Annotated in this window: 16 protein-coding genes; 10 read left to right on the forward strand and 6 right to left on the reverse strand. The window is 64.8% G+C overall.

The window, feature by feature from the left end; all coding sequences use genetic code 11:
- The first annotated feature begins 42 nt into the window (after positions 1-42).
- From DS843_RS22800 to DS843_RS22825, 6 genes are all read left to right on the forward strand, one after another.
- A complete protein-coding gene (locus DS843_RS22800) occupies positions 43-2,058 on the forward strand; it encodes a hypothetical protein (RefSeq protein ID WP_149471129.1) in 2,016 nt (671 codons plus the stop codon).
- Between the two features lie 38 nt (positions 2,059-2,096).
- Positions 2,097-2,315 (forward strand): ribbon-helix-helix domain-containing protein, encoded by a 219-nt coding sequence (locus DS843_RS22805; protein ID WP_149471130.1) that lies wholly within the window; start codon positions 2,097-2,099, stop codon positions 2,313-2,315.
- A complete protein-coding gene (locus DS843_RS22810; protein ID WP_149471131.1) occupies positions 2,312-2,596 on the forward strand; it encodes a hypothetical protein in 285 nt (94 codons plus the stop codon). The genes DS843_RS22805 and DS843_RS22810 overlap by 4 nt, the downstream gene beginning before the upstream one ends.
- 93 nt (positions 2,597-2,689) lie before the next feature.
- The gene (locus tag DS843_RS22815) at positions 2,690-3,220 is read left to right on the forward strand and encodes a hypothetical protein (protein WP_149471132.1); all 531 of its coding nucleotides are present in this window, start codon (positions 2,690-2,692) and stop codon (positions 3,218-3,220) included.
- A gap of 85 nt (positions 3,221-3,305) precedes the next feature.
- The gene (locus DS843_RS22820; protein WP_149471133.1) at positions 3,306-3,749 is read left to right on the forward strand and encodes a hypothetical protein; all 444 of its coding nucleotides are present in this window, start codon (positions 3,306-3,308) and stop codon (positions 3,747-3,749) included.
- Positions 3,749-4,735, forward strand: coding sequence for a hypothetical protein (locus DS843_RS22825; protein WP_149471134.1), 987 nt, complete (start codon positions 3,749-3,751; stop codon positions 4,733-4,735). Before DS843_RS22820 ends, DS843_RS22825 begins: the two co-directional genes overlap by 1 nt.
- 60 nt (positions 4,736-4,795) lie before the next feature.
- On the opposite strand, the gene DS843_RS22830 is transcribed toward DS843_RS22825, so the two are convergent.
- Positions 4,796-5,407, reverse strand: a complete 612-nt coding sequence (locus DS843_RS22830; RefSeq protein WP_149471135.1) for a PDDEXK family nuclease — start codon at positions 5,405-5,407, stop codon at positions 4,796-4,798.
- Positions 5,404-6,777: a hypothetical protein gene (locus DS843_RS22835; protein ID WP_149471136.1), complete on the reverse strand. Its 1,374-nt coding sequence runs from the start codon at positions 6,775-6,777 to the stop codon at positions 5,404-5,406. Before DS843_RS22835 ends, DS843_RS22830 begins: the two co-directional genes overlap by 4 nt.
- Before the next feature lie 233 nt (positions 6,778-7,010).
- Between DS843_RS22835 and DS843_RS22840 the strand changes: the two genes are divergently transcribed.
- The 4 genes from DS843_RS22840 (at position 7,011) to DS843_RS22855 (ending at position 10,475) form a co-directional block, all read left to right on the forward strand.
- Positions 7,011-7,757, forward strand: a complete 747-nt coding sequence (locus tag DS843_RS22840) for a hypothetical protein (protein ID WP_149471137.1) — start codon at positions 7,011-7,013, stop codon at positions 7,755-7,757.
- 2 nt (positions 7,758-7,759) lie between these two features.
- A complete protein-coding gene (locus DS843_RS22845) occupies positions 7,760-7,945 on the forward strand; it encodes a hypothetical protein (RefSeq protein WP_149471138.1) in 186 nt (61 codons plus the stop codon).
- Between the two features lie 565 nt (positions 7,946-8,510).
- Positions 8,511-9,440, forward strand: a complete 930-nt coding sequence (locus tag DS843_RS22850; RefSeq protein ID WP_167525423.1) for a replication initiator protein A — start codon at positions 8,511-8,513, stop codon at positions 9,438-9,440.
- A 225-nt stretch (positions 9,441-9,665) separates the two neighbouring features.
- Positions 9,666-10,475 (forward strand): hypothetical protein, encoded by an 810-nt coding sequence (locus DS843_RS22855; protein WP_149471140.1) that lies wholly within the window; start codon positions 9,666-9,668, stop codon positions 10,473-10,475.
- Between the two features lie 7 nt (positions 10,476-10,482).
- Here the strand turns inward: DS843_RS22855 and DS843_RS22860 are convergent, their stop codons facing one another.
- The 4 genes from DS843_RS22860 to DS843_RS22875 form a co-directional block, all read right to left on the reverse strand.
- Positions 10,483-11,436 (reverse strand): hypothetical protein, encoded by a 954-nt coding sequence (locus DS843_RS22860; RefSeq protein ID WP_149471141.1) that lies wholly within the window; start codon positions 11,434-11,436, stop codon positions 10,483-10,485.
- 96 nt (positions 11,437-11,532) lie between these two features.
- Positions 11,533-12,039 carry a hypothetical protein gene (locus DS843_RS22865; RefSeq protein ID WP_149471142.1) on the reverse strand — a complete coding sequence of 169 codons (507 nt, stop codon included), beginning with the start codon at positions 12,037-12,039 and terminating at the stop codon, positions 11,533-11,535.
- Between the two features lie 107 nt (positions 12,040-12,146).
- Positions 12,147-14,963, reverse strand: a complete 2,817-nt coding sequence (locus tag DS843_RS22870) for an SNF2-related protein (protein ID WP_149471143.1) — start codon at positions 14,961-14,963, stop codon at positions 12,147-12,149.
- A 200-nt stretch (positions 14,964-15,163) separates the two neighbouring features.
- Positions 15,164-17,134 carry a hypothetical protein gene (locus tag DS843_RS22875; protein ID WP_149471144.1) on the reverse strand — a complete coding sequence of 657 codons (1,971 nt, stop codon included), beginning with the start codon at positions 17,132-17,134 and terminating at the stop codon, positions 15,164-15,166.
- Between the last annotated feature and the right edge of the window lie 152 nt (positions 17,135-17,286).

Raw genomic sequence — 17,286 nt, forward strand, 5'->3', positions numbered from 1 at the left:
GCAACTGAATGAGCAGAATTCGAGTTTCGGGGGAACACCGACATGAACACCATCATCCGAAGCGTGCTGCTGGCTGGCGTGGCGATGACCGCCATCGCGTCCCAGGCGCACGCCGACGCCGCGGCTGACGCGGCCAAGATCACCGCCGAGTGCGTCGCCGCCGAGGCGAACGCCAAGGCGGTCTGCGACAAGATCGCCGCCGACGTGGCCGCCGGCAAGGACCCCATCGCCACCCTGCCGGTCGTCGATGACCTCGCCGCCGGCGATGTGGTGGTGTCCGGCCCGTGGGGCAGCGTCGCTGTCCGCAAGACCGTCAAGGGCTACTCGGCGCTCGCCGTGACCGCGCTCAAGGCCAACCCGGCTGTGTCCATCACCAAGGTGACCGACGCGGCGCAGGCCGCCAGCCTGACCAGCGCCCCGGCCGCTGCCGCGAAGAAGCTTGATCCGGCCACCCTGGCGGCCGAGGTCGAAAAGGTCTCCAAGGACGCCAAAGCGGCTGCCGAGAAGCTAGCCGCCGAGCTGACCGCCGGCAAGGACCCGTTCGTCGCCATGCCGACCGTCGATGCGCTCGTGGATGGCGACGTGCTGATTGGTGGCCTGGACGCCCCGACCATCATCCGCAAGACCGCGCGCGGCCACGCTCCGTTGGCCTACACCGGCACCGACGCCATCCCGTTCGGCGTCTCGCTCAAGGGCGCTGCGGCCGCCCCGGCGAAGCCGGCTGAGCCGAAGCCCGATCCGAAGTACGCCGCCGGCTGGGTGGTGGACGCCGGCATGCCGGGTTCGCTCGACGGCACGCAGCCGATCCGCGACCGCTTCGCCCGCTGGGCCCACAAGGATACCTCGTCGCTCGACCTGCACAAGGTCTACTCGATGATGCCGGTGGCGCAGAGCTGGTTCTTGCCGCAGTACACCCTGCGCGGCATGTTCGACGCCAAGCAGGCCGGCGCCTACCGCTTCGCGGTCGAGGTGATCACCTCGGGCCAGCAGATTGTCGGCCATCAGTGCTGGCCGTCAATTGCCGCCATCGACAACGGCACGCCCGTGCCGCTGACCAACGTGCAGCCCGTGCAGTCCATCGCCGGCAAGCGTGGCATGGTGGAGACGGTCGCCATGGACCGGCCGGTGGAGATCGCCGCGGCGGGTCTGCAGGAGATGCAGATCTCGATCGTGTGCAACCCGCTCAACACGACCGAGATCGAGCAGAGCCCGGAGATCGTCGCGCAGTTCTTTGGCCCCGCCGTCAACCGCGACAAGAACAAGGTTGCCCTGCTGCCCGACGTGAAGCTCAAGGTCCAACGCCCGGGCGAGAACGGCTTCTCTGAACTGAAGCCGGACGAGGTGGTCTTCGACATCAACCAGTACCCCGGCCTCTCCGTGGCTGGCGGCTCGACCGCGGGCGCGATCACGCTCGGTGGCCGGAAGAGCGTCGCTGAGGCTCTGCCGAACCTCGACTTGAAGGATACCAAGCCGGGCTGGTTCATCGACGTCTATGCGCGCGACGCCGCGAGCGAGCAGGACATCGACATGACCTTCCCGTCCGGGGCGAACAGCAAGTTCACGCTGGGCGACCACTTCCGGTTCGGGGGCAAGACCTGGGGCAAGTCCTACCTGGCCAACACTCGTCTCGTCGCGCCGAAGGCCGGTGACTACACCATCGCTGTCGTGGCCGCCAACCAGGCCTACGCGACTACCAGGGACTACATGACGGGGGACAAGTGCTCGGTCAGCGTGTACGTGTCCGACGGCTCGGGCACTGAGCATCCCGTCGTGGCCACTGCCGAGCGCGCGATTTACACCGGTGGTCAGCAGGACCTGCGGCCTGTCGGCATCACCGCCCCGGTGTGGAGCGGCACCTTCACCGCCAGCCAGCCTGGCGTCTACGCGCTGCGCGCCGCCGCCAAGTGTGACAAGGCTCTGGAGGATGGCCGCATCACCAAGGAGTCGGAAATCGCTTACAAGATGGCCGCCGTGTCCTTCCAGGTGCTGTTGCGCGGGCCGGACGACGCCACGCTGCGCATCCCAGGCGACAACGACTTCCGCTACCGCTCCAAGTAATCAGGGAGAGTGAGGGTTCACCGGTGGCGCGGCCACCGGTGAACCCCACCAACACCATCATGCCCCAGAAACGATCAGACAAGCCGCGGTCAGACCGGAAATTCGTCGGCGGGTTTTTGGACCCGCGCACCTCCGATCTGATCACCCAGCTCGCCAAGCTGAACCAGACAACCAAGGAAGCCATCATCGCCCGCGCGCTCGACGACCTTTTCGAAAAAGAAGGTCTGCCACGGGTCAACGAGGGGAGGGACGAATGAGCGCGTTTGACGATATGACCGGAAAAAGTTCGGCCCCGACGCCGCAATACGCCCCGAGCGCGACCACGCAGCAGGGCACCGTGGTGCAGCCGACGCCGCACGGCTCGGTGCCGAAGGGCAAGTTCGGGGACATCGGTATGGGCATCGCCCTCGTCCTGGCGCTGATCGGCATTTGGAAAATTCTGGAGGCTGTCGGTGGCCGGGGACGAGGGATGGAAAGCTGGCTGCAGGGCGGCTTGGCCATCATTGGTGCGTTTTTCGTGATGTCCCTGGTCACCTGAATCTGACCGGGACGGTCCCGGTCCGGCACGTCCCGAAACACGCGCGGCTGCCCCATACTCATCTGCAGACACACCGACCGGAGTCAAAGTGCCATGCCCTCCATGAATCTCGGCCGCCGCCCTGTCCGCACCATTCCGCCGAGCCATGAGGCACCGGCCGCGCCCGCGAACCGTCGCCGCGAACTGGTCATGCATCTGGCCTCGGTGATGAGCTATCCGCGCGACCAGGAACTGCGCTACCTGACCGGCCTGCTGCGCGCGCCGAATGGCGAGGAGGTGGTTCGCCGCGAGCTGCTGCTGTTGAAGGAGGCGCAGAAGATGGGCGTGCTGGGCGACAAGGTCGCCGCGCGCGCCGCGCTGATTGCCGAAGCCAAGCGCTGTGTCGATGCCGGCGAGTTCGATGATCCGCCGCCGCACCGCGTCACGCGCGACGGCGACCTGGAATGGACGTCCGGCACCACCACCCGCACGCTCTACCGCGACGGCTGCGAGGATTACCGCCAGGACGGCACCCTGCATCGCCGCGGCGGACCGGCCGAGACCGCGCCGGGCCTGCGCAGCGTCTGGTACGAACGTGGACGCCGGGTTGATCCGAGTGGCGCCTCCTACGCCTGGGCAGCCTGATCCAAGGACTGCCCCAAAACTGGTCGGCCGTCGCCATCTTAATAGGGTGCGCAGATAATAAAGAAGCCGACCAAGGGAGGGCGCCATGCTGAACAACATCACCGAATTCTTTCACAATATTTTCGCCAAGAAGAGCCAGATGTCGCCCGAGGCGATGGAGCGCATCCTTAACAGCGAGGTTGAGCTTGAGAAGGCGCGCGCGGAGGACCGCGAGTTCGAAGCGCAGGTCAACGCGCTGGACGAGATGCAGGGGGGCCTCAGCCGCCTGTATGTGAACGATCCCGATTGCCAAGCGGGCGTGAAGGCCTGGAACGACAACCGCTTTGGCAAGGAACTGGAAGCCTATCTCGACACGCTGAGCGAGGAAGACCGGTGGAACTTCCATCACGGTTTCCAGGCGGCGGCTGAGATTTGGGCTGAGCCGTATGGCATGCAGAACACCATCGACCCTTGGGAGTTTGGGAAAGCTCACTACGAGGAGTCCTTCAAACGCCTGGGCATCACGCGCAAGGTAAAGGCGAAGGTCTGATGCGCATCAAGTCATCTCCATTGAAGTCGGCTCAGGCATCTCCCAGCCCTGAGCGGTCAGACAAGCTACTGAAACAGGCAAAGACCTTTGCCTCGCATGCGCTGACCGACGCCCAGGGGCCCTTGAATAAGACGGTGACGTGGATGGCGTTGCGCGACCTGCGCAACGCCATCGGCCGTTACGAGAAGACGATGGCGGCTCCAGGGACCAAGCCGAAGGTCACCCAAGAGATGAGAAACCGCCTGACCGTGGCGCTTGCCGGCGCCCATCTGCATCTCGCGGCAAAGGCTTTTCGTCGCGGTGGTCATGCCGCCCTGGCCGACCACGCAACGCGCTGTCGGGCGACCCTGACCGACCCGAATTTCCACGCCCTGAGGGGCGTAAAGACACAGCTCCAGCGCGCCACTCTTCTTTACGATGTTGCGACAACCACGGTTCCAAACCATCGCGCTCTGATGGTCAAAGCTCCGAATCTCGAAGGCATGTGGATCAAGGCCAACATGGTCAGAACCGAAGCCATCGAGAAGTCCAAAATCTACGGAGACGATTTCCAGAGCCGGTTCGCGGAGCGTGTCCGCGCAGGCCAGGACACGTCCGAGGACGACTGGCGCCAGTATCTGTCCGCCTATCACGACCTCCGCGCCAAGATGGCCGAAACCTACATGTCCGGCCTCAAGGCGCGGACGCTGCTGGAGAAGAAATTCGAGGGTCCGGTGTACGTCGAGCAGACCGAGTGGGTCAGCGGCAACGCCGGTTTCACGTCCTACGACGACCGACGCAACGAGAACGCCGTCCGCCAGGAAACCCGTTCGGTCGAGCTGACCGGCTTGGCGAAGTCACGTCAGAAGCGGGACGACATCGAGCGTCTCGGCCAGCGGGTCGGCCGCGCCATATCCCGGATCGAGATCGACCTGCACGACGCGCGGGACCGTTTTGTCGCGCTGATTTCCCGACAGGTGGACGAGGAACTGGCGCGGGCTCCATGAGCGAACAGCGTCTTCGGGCGCCCTTCACGTTTTCGCCACGAACCTCTGGACCTTGGCGCGTCAGGCGTCCTCAACAAGCGATCGGTAATGGGTGGGATCGAAGCCGCCGGGCCACCCGGGGACTAGCCCTGCAGAGATAGCTGCCGCCGCAGCTTTGACCGATGCCACTCCGCCGTCGGCGTCTCCGCACCAAAGGCACATGCCCGCCGATGGGTCCTCGGGGTTGGCGAACCAGGTTCCTCCGCAACGAGAGCAGCACGCGCATGCGCCCGCCATGGAGACCGCTCCGTCGGCACGGCGCCAGGGGACGGCAACCCGACCATTGGACGTGCCGATGGCGACGCGTTGACCGACTCTGGTCACCTGCTCCCAGAGGGCCATCGGCTTGGCGATGAGGCGCAGGTCCAGGCCACCCTTCGCCTCGAACCAGGTGCCGATCTCAGGCAGATGGAAGTCCGGCAAGTAGTCGGTGTCCTCTCCGGACAGGCGAAGCCGGTGGGGCTCGTAGGCCCACGCGATGCTGCGGTTGTCGAAGAAAACGGCCCATTGGCTCTCCAGGCGCGACGCCATGCGGACACCGCGGTAAAGCGTAGGCTTCGGGCCGGACATCGCCGGAAAGGCGCTAGGGCGCGCCGCCAGAGCGTGGTCAATGGTCAGGATGGCGGCGCTCATCGCACACCTCCAGCCATCCGGACCAGATCGTCCTCGATGCGGGCGGCCTTCTCGTACATCCACGAGTGCAACCCCTCAACATATTCCCGGGCACGCTCCTCCAAGCGCACCATGAGCGTTCTCCCGTCCTCGTCTGAATGTTGACCGAGACGCAGATCCCGTTCCAGGCTCGCGGCGCGAGTGCCTGGCGGAGAAAGCGTAACATCGGCCTTCGGAAGCCTGAGCGCGTCGCCGTGGATATTCCGGGCGTCCGGGAAGCCACTGTCTAGGACCGATGCCAAGCTTGTTGGGGAGACCTCGATGAACTCGTGGTCATCGCCTGGATAGTCGCTGGACTCACAGTGGCAGACCGTCCGGATGGCCTGCGCATCGTCGATGGAGACCCTCAACGTGCCGTGCCTAGAGAAGACATGCCCCTGGTGGTCCGGCATGCCTATTACAAACGTGCCATCAATCATGAAATCCGAAAGATCAGTCAAAGACAGTGGGACGCCTTCTCTGCGCGGCTTGGGGATGTAGGTCACGGCGAGCACCGGCCGTCGCACGAGATAAGCGCGCACTTCCCTTTTGGGACCGAAGGGAGCGAGGGCCAAGCCGATGCGGCGGCAAGCCCACACGGCCATGCGCTGCACCTCACCGTGCGTCCCGTCCGCCTTCTTCGGCCACCAGTCACCGAAGAAGACCGCCAACTCCTCCGTAACCAGTTCGATGCGCGGGACAGTCTGCCACTCCCACATGAAGGACTCGTAGTCCGCCTCCCAGGTGTTGCCGTTCGGCGCCAGCCCCTGACGCTCGATGGTGTCGTAGTACCAGGGAAGGCCGGTCGCCTCTGCAATGCGGCGCGCCTGCCCCTGGATGGCGGCGGAGAGCATGACGAGATGCTCGGCTTCTGAGTTCTCCGGCAGCGCATCCATGCCCTCGGCAAGCGTCGTCCCCTGGACCAGGGCCACGACCACGCCGTCGGAGTCTAGGCCGGCCAGCTTGGTCGCCGCCTCCGCCAGCTTCAGGTATCCGGCAGGCTTCTGGGTAAGGCGGCCCCGTGTCTTCTCCTCCGACAGCGGATCGCGCGTGAACCGCTCCAAGGCGCCGCTCTTGCCGTTGCTGCTCCCCATGCACGCCGCCTCGGTGATGGCGGACTTGGTCAGATGCCCGCCACCCACACGAGCCGCAGTACACGCCTGCGTGATGATGGTGTACAAGTTCTTCGCCATGCGAATGACGTTGGAGTCCTTCATCTTCTCGTTTTTGGCGATCCCCGCGCGGGCGAAGGTTGCCTGTCGCTCGATTTGCGTGCGCTGATGCCCCATCTGGGCCTCCACGCGGTCCTTCATCTGAGCGACCTCCAAGCTGGTGTCCTTGTTGTTCGGCATGGTCCCCTCCGCCGCTTGCGAGATTGTGACGACGACCGAATGATGCCTGACACAGCCGGAATCTGGGTTCGTATTTAACGAAAGGTCCGTAAATTTTTCCACGAACCTTTCTCACGAACTGCGGCGAACCGGTTGCTGTCCCGGTATCCTGTGATGCCGTGTGCGATAGCCGGCGCTCATGCACACTGCCCCTCATCCCGTGCGCAGATGACCTCCTGACCAGGGAGGTGATCATGTCCAACGCCTACTTCATTCACGACGCCAAGGCCGACCGCGACTGGATTTGGCTGCCTGACGCACGAGGCGGCCACATCGCGGTCACCCGCGATGTGGTTCGCTCGTTTCTGTCGGAGGCCAAGGGCTACGACGACTGGACGCCCGACCCTGGGCGAGCGCCGGTGGCCACCCCGACCGACCTCGGCATCATCGTCGCGATCCGCACCGCCAAGGGCAGTTTGGAGATCTTCGAGGACGCGCTCTGGGACGCGCGCATGGACCGGTATGGGTTCGGAGAGACCTACGTCCAGGACAGCTACGGCGGCCTGTTCCTGCGCGAGCCTCACTTCGCGTTTGCCCGCAGCGGCCCATCGGTCATCATCGACGTGGAGGGCGTGTCGGGCAAACTGCACGTCATGGCGACGCCCAACGGGCCGGTCGCCTGGTTCATCGATCCGTGTCACGGCCGCCAGAAGGTGCTCATGGCCATGCGGGTGGCCGTCAGCGACGACGGCGAGTTCGACACTTCGCAGGATGAAGCTCTGGCTCGCGGCGCCATCGGCGCGGCGGCCAAGCGCGTGCTGACCCTGTTTGGCAAACCGGCCACCACCGTCAGGGCCCGGGTCATGGAAACCGAACGCAAGCGCGCTCAGCGCGCCCGCACGCAGGAAGCCGGTCTGGCGCGCGTCGAGGTGCGGGTGCCGCCGCCGCGCGTCGGCGACATCAAGAAGACCGCGGCCGACATGTGCGAAGGGAGAGCCTGACCATGGACATCGTCGATCTGAGCAACCCAATCGTCCTGGCCGTCGTCGTGCTGGTGGTCATCGTGGCGCTGAAGGCGCTGCGATCCCTGGTCAGCCTAGCGATCCTGGTCGCCGCCGCCGCGGTGGTGTTAGGCTACCTTGGGATCGGGCCGGGCGTGCTGCTGCGGTCGGTTGGGCTCGTGGGGTAAGTGCGGAGTTCTCGGAATTTCCTGAATTTTTTTAATTCCGTCCCCCAAAGCACAATCGCGTCCCATCGGATGTTCAGCCGCGGGCCAACTGCCCGCAGGATGCCGATTCCTGGACATGTCGATCCCTGCCATGAGGTCTTTTTTGTCCCCCAAAGCACAATTGGCCGCCCCGATAAGCACCACACTGGCATCGTCCCAGATCGCGCTTCGATTTTCGTCCCCCAAAGCACAATCATCCAGATCGGAAGATAGAATCGTCATGGAATCGGGTGACGCAGCGAACCCCAGGTGGCTTGCTTGATCCTATGGAACCCTATTTCTGTCCCCCAAAGCACGCAGACGCACTAGATCAGGCCAACAACACGATCAACCACGGCGGGCGAGCTTGGCCATTCATCGGGCGGCAGCCTACAAGATTTTGAAGTTCGACGGGTTTTTGTCCCCCAAGGCACGCATCGACCCTCTGGACTCTGGCCCCGCTTCAATCAGAAACTGCGTCTGATGGTTGAGTGGAGGCGGTATGATGGCGAGGGCACGAAAGGAACAGGCGAAGGAGGGTATGCCCATGCAGACCTCTTTGCTGCCCTATTTCGACAGCCCCCTCACCAAGGCTGTCAAGTCGGTCAGCCACTTCCTCGCGAATCCGTTTTTCGAGCTTGATCGCAAAGCCAAGCGCCGCGAACTCACCTACCAGGATGGTGCCATCAAGATCGAGATGAAGGCCCTCGAAGGTCAGGGGTTGGCGACCATTTATGATCGCGACCTGCTGCTGTACGTCGGCAGCCTCATGGCCCAGAAGATCAAGAACGGCGAGATTGATCCGGCTAAGGCAGGATCAAGTGAGGAAGAACGCACCTTTATATTCACCGCTAACGACTTCATTCGGATCGCCGGCAGGGATCGTTCGGGCCGAGGCTACGACCGCATCGAAGAGATGGTGGATCGGCTCAAGGGCACGATGGTCAAGACCAACATCAAGTCTGGCCGTACCACGATCAAAGGCTACTTCTCCTGGCTTTCCGACGGGACCATGCTGGAGTTCGTCGATGACGAAGAAGGCAAGCCTCGCCTGCGGTTCATCCGAGTTGTTCTCTGCAAGTGGCTCTATGAGTCCATGCTGGGCGACGCTAACCAACTTGAACTGGTTCCGGAGTATTTCGGCCTCACCCCTATCGCTCGGCGCCTGTATGACTTGGCGCATGTGAATTGCCAAGGTGAACGACTTTGGGAGATCGACTTGGGAAGCCTGCACAAGCAAGTTGGCTGTTCCATGCTGCCCAGGAAGTTCGCAGATGAATTGCGGGCCATTGCGGAGACCGATGTCCTCCCGCAATACCGGTTCCGGTTCACCGACAAGAACATCTCGCCCCGCAAAGGCCGTGGGCGACCGCCAGTGAACGGCGTTGTGATCGAGTTTACGCCGCGTGACGTTGTGCTGGAAGGCACCGCGACACGGCAATCCGACCTTTTCACGCTGGAGGCTCCGATGTCGTAGTCAACAAAAAGCCCGCCTGGGAAGGCGGGCTTTTTGCACAGATCGCTGCGGCCGTCTTGGACTGCGCGCTAGATCCGAAGTGGCATTCAGATCCTAGCTCAGTTCGACTCGACGGCCAAGGGAAATCGGGAATTTTTAATTCCCGATAATACCAGTGGCTCGCCCGCAGCGATCTCCCGCACCTGACCGACGCCGCGCCCTCTGGCGCCACGGGAGAGATCTGTCATGTTGTCCGCCACCGCGACGCCACGGCCGAAATTCGGCACCCCGGCCTACTACGCCGCCATCAGCGCCGGCAGCATCAGCTGGGAGGATGCCGACCAGGATTGGCAGCGCGTCCAGGAACGCCGCCAGCATCGGGTGGCCACGCCCGCTCCTCGCCGGGTCTTTCGAGACCGACCGGTCCGGAAGCGCCAGTATGCCCGCGCCATGGCGACCACCGTCGCGCGCGACAGCCGCATTAGCAGCGGCGCCGTCCGCCTCCTCGTGATCCTGCGCGCGATGTGCGGAGAGCGCGGGTTCGTGGCCACCACCAATGCCGCCCTGTGTGATGCCGTCGAGAAATCGCCGGCGACCATCAAGCGTTGGCTGCGCGAGCTGCGGGGCGATCTGCCCGGCGGCATCCCGGGCGACGCCTACGTGACCACCGACATCATCCGCGAGGGTGGTGTGCCGGTCGGTATCTACGTCGAGCTGACCAAGTTGGTGCAGCCCTTTTACGAGTCGATTCCCCGGCGCCAAAAGCCGGCTCCGGAGTTATCCACAGACCGCTTAGATCTGAGCGGTGTAAAGACGAGAGAATCTACTTATACAGAAAGGATGCTGCGCCAATGTCAGACCATCCGAGAAGCCAAGGCCGAGCAAAGGGCTCGCAAGATGCCTGACGGGAAACCCTGGACGTCGAACCCTCGTTCCCGGATGGCTCAGCAACCCGTCTTGTGCATCGGTCAGCCACAAGAGCCACCCCTGTGGCTGACCGATGATGGATTGGATCCGGAAACCGGAGAGGTGATCAGGCTATTCGAATGTCGGTGATTGGCGTTCACGCCGCCTGCACCACTATCCCTTTCGCCAATCCCGCTGCCAGCTTGTCCCTGGTCGCCAGGGCTTGCTTGAGCGTGTTCCGCTGCGCGGCCGCCAACTCCGCCGTCCGACGCTCGATCCAGCTCTCCACCGGCTTGGCGGGCGTGGCCGGGGCAGGGACTTCCGCCGCCTTCCGACCGCCCCAACTCCCCAGGCGCGCAATGCTGCCGACGACCTCGCCGACCGTCGCCGTCATGCGCTTCACGCCGGCCTCGGCCGCGTCCAGGCCAGCGGCGCCAAGACGCTGCGCGACCGTGCCACGAGCCTCCTCAAGGCGCCGCGCGCTATCGGCCGCGATCTCCGCGAAGGCCTGGTGGAGCTGGGCGTATTCCGCCGACGGATGAGCCGCGGCGGTGCGCGTGTGGCGGTCCTTTTCCCCTTTGGCTGCACGGATAGCCTCTTCAAGGCTGCCTTTGGACTGCGCCATCAGCGCCGTCACAGTCGGCGGCGTGGTTGCGGCCAAACCGGCAAAAATGCGGCAACGCTGAACGACGGCGCACAGATCGCGCGACGAGCCTTGGTGGCGTTCGACTTGCTCACGCAACGCCCGCATCAGAGCCGCGAACTGGCTGCTCTCGCCGGTCTCATCCCATGTCGCCAAGTTCCGCTCGTGGAGCAGCGCCGCGGCGTCGAGATACGCCGTGGCCGTCGTGCGGGCGAGCATTTTTGCCTGCTCGGGTGTCAGGCGCCGGCCGGAAGCGATCTCACGGTTCGCCCGCTCAAAAAGCGCGCTGAGCGGCCTCGCGATGCGGTCGTACTCGGCTTGTTTGGCCTGCATTTGCGCGGAGACCAGGGTCATCATCAGGGCCGACGAGGCGACCTGACCGAAAACCATCTGCTTCAGGTCGTCGCGCGCCTGGGCGGCAAGGGCGGTCTCACCGATATGGTTTTTAATGGAGTTCGCGATTTTCATTCTGCTCACCCTGCCGATCTTCTGACCGACATCCTACTGTGTCTGTTGCCGCCCCGGCGCAAAGCAGGCCGGGACGGTCACGCTGCACTCCAAGGCTCAGCCGAAGTAGGACGAGGGCAGGTCGGGGAACGCAGCGTGGACCGCGGCCTCCACGACATCGGCCTCCTCGAAGGACGCAAGTGGATCGACGTTAAACCGCTCCTCGAATTCCCCCAGGGCCGACAGCCAGCCGAGGCTGTACAGGCATGCCGCGGCGGCGGTCTCGGGGGTATCCTCGATGCCGAACCGACGGAGGGTGCCGATCTCCATGTCGGACGTCTTCGGGACGACCCGGTACGGATTCTTCTCGCCGGCCTCAGCGCGCTCGCGAGCGAGCTGCCAAAAATCCTCGTAGCCTGCCTTCGCGGACGGCTCGATCATGGAAAGACCCTTGATCTGGTCCTCGATGGACTTTGCGGCCGAGCGCACCGTCGTGAGTCTCATCTCGGCCAAGTGCTCGTCGATCATCTGCACCAGGTCGTCAGTGTCGGGAACAACGTCGGCGGGACGGATGAGGCGGTCCAGGGCCTTGTAGAGAGCGGAATCACGGATGGCGCTGGTCATGATGAGGATCTCCCAGGTTGGTGAGATCTCATGTGCGCGCGGATTTTGGAGTTGGTGACGTGTCAGTAGCCCCAGCGGCGCCAAGGGCGCCGCTGGGGCTACTGATCTCAAGCTTTCGCTTTCTTCCCCTTGGTCTTCTTCGGCTTTTCCGTTTTTCCGGCCGCCGGTGACTCACCGCCCTTCTCCCGGTAGGTCGCCAGTGCCAGGGCAGCCAGCACGTCCGAGGCGTCCCCCGCGCCGTCAATCAGCGCCTGCGCCTCTGGGTCGAGCGTGCGATGTTCGCCCAGCACCGCGTTGATCTCGCCGACCTTGCGCTGCACGATCCGCCAAGCGATCTCGTCCACCTCGATTGGCGCGCCAGCGAGCGCCAGGCAGGTCATCACCGAGTATCCGGCCGCCGTTTGACCCAGGCGATGCCCGCGATCTTCGGCCTGCAACATCTCGGCAGGAACCACGCTGGCCTCCGCGAAAATCGAGGTGTCCGCCCTGGTCAACGTGAGGGCTTCGCCGGCCGCGGTGATGCCACCGAGGAAAACGTCGATCTCACCGGTCTGGAACGCGCGTTCGGCCTCGTCGCGGTCGCCTTGGCTGGTGCGGCCGTCAACCGTGGCCACCCTCAGACCGATGTCGCGCAGCTGGCGGGCCAGCTCGTCGATCACGTCGTGGTGGTGCGCCCAGAGCAGGCAGCATCCTTTTTCCGCGACGACCTCCTCGACCAAGTCGGTGATCTGGCCGCTGGCGGCCTTTGCGACGCCCAGCGCCTTCCGCGCCTGGCTCCAATTGCCCTGCGCCGCCATACGCGCCTGGGCGAGCGTCTGGCCAGCCTTGAGGGCATCCTCGAACGCCTGCTGCGCCGCTGCCATTGCCTCCGCGTATCCCGCGATGCTCTCCAGATCCAGGTCGATCCGGGTTCGGATTTTCGGCGGCAGTTCCTTGAGTACCTGGTCTTTGGTTCGCCGAATCATGATCGCCCCGAGCAGGGCCTTGGCAGCGTCCACCTCCGATGATCCAATGCGCTGGAGATGGCGACGCATCTCGGCCACCGGCACGATCGCCTCGGCCAGGACCAGGGCTTCCTCGGCCTTGTTGCGCAGTGGCGTGCCGGTCAGCAGCAGGGCACCACGGGTTGGCTCGCTCGTTAGGGCGCGGACGACGCCGGTGCGGCGCGCGGCCTTGTTCTTGATGCGGTGCGCCTCGTCCACGATGGTGAGGTGCGGGTTCCACGCTTTCAGTGCCTGCGACACCGGCCCCAGCACGCGGTCGAGCGCGGTAGGAATCCGGCGCAGATCGGCGGGGAGATCATCAAGGTCGGCGCGGACGGCGAGCAGCGGCTGCAGGCTTTCCGGGTCTGCCGGGTCGAGTGTGATTTTCCGCGTTTCCTCGTCGAACAGGTGGCTGGCGCCGGCCTCCTGGAGCAAGGTGGTGACCTGCTCGATCAGCCGCTCGGGGATGCTGACGGTCTCCTTGCGCGGCGTCAATGTGTCGTACGTCACGATGACCCAGCCGACCCGATCCTCGCCGGTCGGCAGGGGCGGGATGTCCGTGGAGGAGCGGATCACGACGATCTCCGGTGCCATGCCGGGTGCGGCCCATTCGGCAATCTGGCGGCGCCAGACGCCAACAGCGTTTTTCGGGCAGATGACCAGATTTTTCCGGTACCCAGCGGCCGTGGCAGCGGCGATGGCCTCGCCGGTTTTCCCGAGCCCCATCTCGTCGCCGCAGACGGCCCTCATCCGCTTCGACAAGAAAAACCGGACACCTTCGCGCTGGTAATCGCGCAGCAGATAGCCGTTGGCTGCCGGAGCTGACCAGCCCGGGATCGTGTCCCAGTGGACATCGGGGATCCGGCTTTCCGGGCGGTCGATCTCCTGGATGATCACGCCCATTTCCGCCAGGGCAATGGCCTGATCGCGCCAACGAGGGGCGGGCAGGGTGATCTCCGCCGGGAACCGGCCGAGGTCGTTGGACGCGGGCGACAGGCGCAGGTGTCGGCGGTCGCCGCGGTCGCGGGTGACCCTCACCGAGAGCCCCATGTCGTCGTAGCGCGCGGTCACCGGCTCTTTTGATAGGCCGACCGGCTCGCTCTCGATCACGCGGACACCGCGCGCCTCCAGCTTTTCGCGGATTTCCTGGAATTCGCCGGCGGAGATCGCGGCGGCGAAGAACTGGTCCCCGCCGGCGGCGCGGAACCACGGCAGGCCACCAAGCGGACCGCCGTTGGCCACCAGGAAATCGGCCAGGCGTCGCCGGTCGCCCGCGCAGGCCCGCTCGATATCGTCGATGTCGATGCGTGGCGCCCAGGCCACCGGCTGCCGGTCAGTGCGGTCCCGCATGGGGTGCATATGGACCGTGATGCCGACCCAGTCGCGCACATGCAGGGGGACGATGATCGCGCCGCCGGCACGCGCCCGTTCGACGATGCGTTCGGCGGCGCGGGACGGCACCGACCAGTAGGTGCGTGCCCAAACGCCGGCGTTGCGAGCGTCGTAGTAGGGTTCGTAACCGGCGAATTTCCCAAACTTCCGCCAAAGCAGGCCCGTCCGGTCGCCGATGTCGCCGACAGCCATCACGCCGTCGCCCAGCACGCCCTCTTCGCGCATCCCCCAGCCGATCTCGCTCAGCACGACCGGGCGCGATGGGTCGAACGGGATGTATGGGATGGGCTTCGGCTTGGTCGAGGTGGCTGGCCGGCCGCGCTTGCGCTCCAGTTGATCGGGTGTCAGCGCCAGGCCGACGCTGCGCGCGGCGGTCATGGCCAGCCATTGAGAGCGGGGCAGGTCGCCGCGCTGCTGCTCCATGATCTCGGAGAGCGTCGGCGGAACGAGGACCTGGACGACCTCCCAGCCCTGCGAGGCTCGGTTGGCGTGCAGCTGACGCTGGAGCGCTTGCTTGCCGGCTTTGTTTGTCTTGGTCTTCCCCGCCATCCCTGCACCCCTCCGAAAATCACTGTGTGGTTTTCAGCATATGCGCATCATGTGAGGGATCGGTTTGTAACCGGCAAGAACGATGACTGGTTAGATGCTGCTTATCCGGCGTCCTTGGTCGAGCAACCTAGAGCAACGTCCACCCTGGCTGCGGTGCGTGTTGTGGACGCGGCGCTGACCATGATCACCGGGCCGACGAGCTATTCGGTGTCGTCCAGGGCCGCCTTTTCGGCCCGCCGCCGCTCCAAAAACGCCTGTTTGCGCGCCTTGTCGTCCACATACAGGCGAGGTCGCCCGTGCTTGGGTGGTGCAGCAGGACTGGCCTTGGCCTTCTCCCGTGCTTCGGCGCGTTTGCGGGCGCGCCAGGCCCGCCTACGTGCCGCGTCGCTCTCGTGGATGCGTGGACGACCGCCGGCGTGTCTGGGCGGAGTTTCGTCCCCCTCGTTTTCGTTCCCCGCGGCGACCGGGGCGCCACCATCAACGGCGTGGTCAGGCTCTTGGTTGACGCGACGACGACGACCGGCCTGACGAGGTGCCGGAGTTTCGTCGCCCCCCTTTTCGTTCTCGATGGCGACCGGGGCGGTCCTGCCCTCCACGACATCGGCCTGCGTCAGTTTTCGGCGGCCAAGGCTACGACCGCCCGCTTTGCGAGGCGATGGAGTTTCGTCCCCCTTATTTTCGTTCCCAGCGCCGCCGGTGTTGTGCACGCCCGCGACCTCGGCGCTCCACGCGCAAAACTCGGCGATGCGCTCCGTTAGATAGGCATTGCCCCTCGGCTCGGATGCCCGCTCCTCGCCGGTGGTCGTGGCCGTAACGACCCCGGCCGACACAAGCTGCTCCCAGGCGGCGTCGGCAGCCGAAGCGCTCGCGAAACCAACGTCCACCGTCCTCAGGGCATCCAGGATTTTCTCACGACTGGCAGCAACGACGCCATTCGCGGCCACGGACGGCAGGATCTGTGGGTCGAGGCTGAGCAATGCGAGGCTGTGCTCCCCAGCCTCGTCCAGTTCCCAGGCCCGGTATCCTTCCTGAAGGATAATGAGGTCCGTCGGACGCTTCAGGTCGTCCGGTGCAAAACGCTCGGCCGGCCAGGCGCAGGAGGCGTGCAAGGCGCTCCTGCCATCCGACAGGACAGCGACCGCATGAAGAGCGAAGCCGCGGCAGATCGCCTCGCTGATCAGCTTTCCATGCCGGTCAGTCTTCCGGATCCGCTTCAGTTCCTCCTTGGCTTTCGCCTCCGACATCCCCAGACCGCGGGCGAAAAAACGCCCGACCGCGGCTGTCTCGTCGTCCAGGAAGGTCTTTTCCCAGCCGGTCTGCGCCATGGGAAAGGCGTCCCGCCGATACCTGTCCGGCGGCCGGGTTTCGACGGTCAGCCAACGGTCACCGGACCGGGCCAACACCGCCTTTTTCCGACCGGCCAGCGGCCATGCCTCGATGACCTGGAATGCCGGCAGCGGTCGGCCTTCGATCGGGACAGGTGGCCGCCCGGTGAGCTTCGCCCGAAGGAGGGCAAAGAGAATCCGCGCGTCGTCCGGATCCGAGAACCCGCTCACCGTCTCGACATCTCGAAGAACATGGGTCAGGTGCCGCATGGCCTCCCGCGCCGTCGGCGCGCGTGTCGCGAGGTCTTCGCGCGTCTCGTAACCGTAGAGTTCGACTGGGTCTCCCGTCTCGGTGCGGCCGAAGACGAAATGCCACGTCTTCCCTGGCCGAGGTTTCGCCCGGGGTTTCGGCACGATCAACTCTGTCGTGCTGACGTGAGCAACCCACAGGCCACCCCCGACGTCGATGTGGTTCTCAACCGTCCATTCGCGCGCCAGCCGCTCCAGGCGGTCGCGGTCATCCCGGTCATCGCGCTGCAGTCGCCAATACCGATCCCTGGCCTGCTCGTAGGTGTCACAGATCACGGCCGGGTTGGCAGCGATGAGCGCCACGATCTTCGAGCGCAGGGCGGGACCGGATTCCGCGACCACATCGGGTAGGGCATGTTCGGTGTTGGTGAAAGCCTGCGCCCCCTGTTCCGTCGCGCGGAACGCAATCCAGGCTGGCCGTTCTTCGCCATCGCCATCGAGGAACAGGTTGAAGAGTATGTCGGCGTCGCCGTCGAGGCGGGCGTGTTTCTCCAGTTGCTGTGTCCGCTTGACCTTCGGTCCCCGACGCCGCGCCATCCCTCGCCTCCCTAGCCGCACCATCATCTCACGGCGCCCCGCAAGCTGGAACGAAAATAGGCGGACGAAACTAAGATGCGGTTGGGTAGGCCGTCTGGAGGGCTTGGACTCCTGTCCTAGTTCTGGTAATGTTCTCCTGTCTGATTGCCAAC

The sequence above is a fragment of the Roseomonas genomospecies 6 genome (assembly GCF_008365375.1).
Classification (GTDB): Bacteria; Pseudomonadota; Alphaproteobacteria; order Azospirillales; family Azospirillaceae; genus Azospirillum.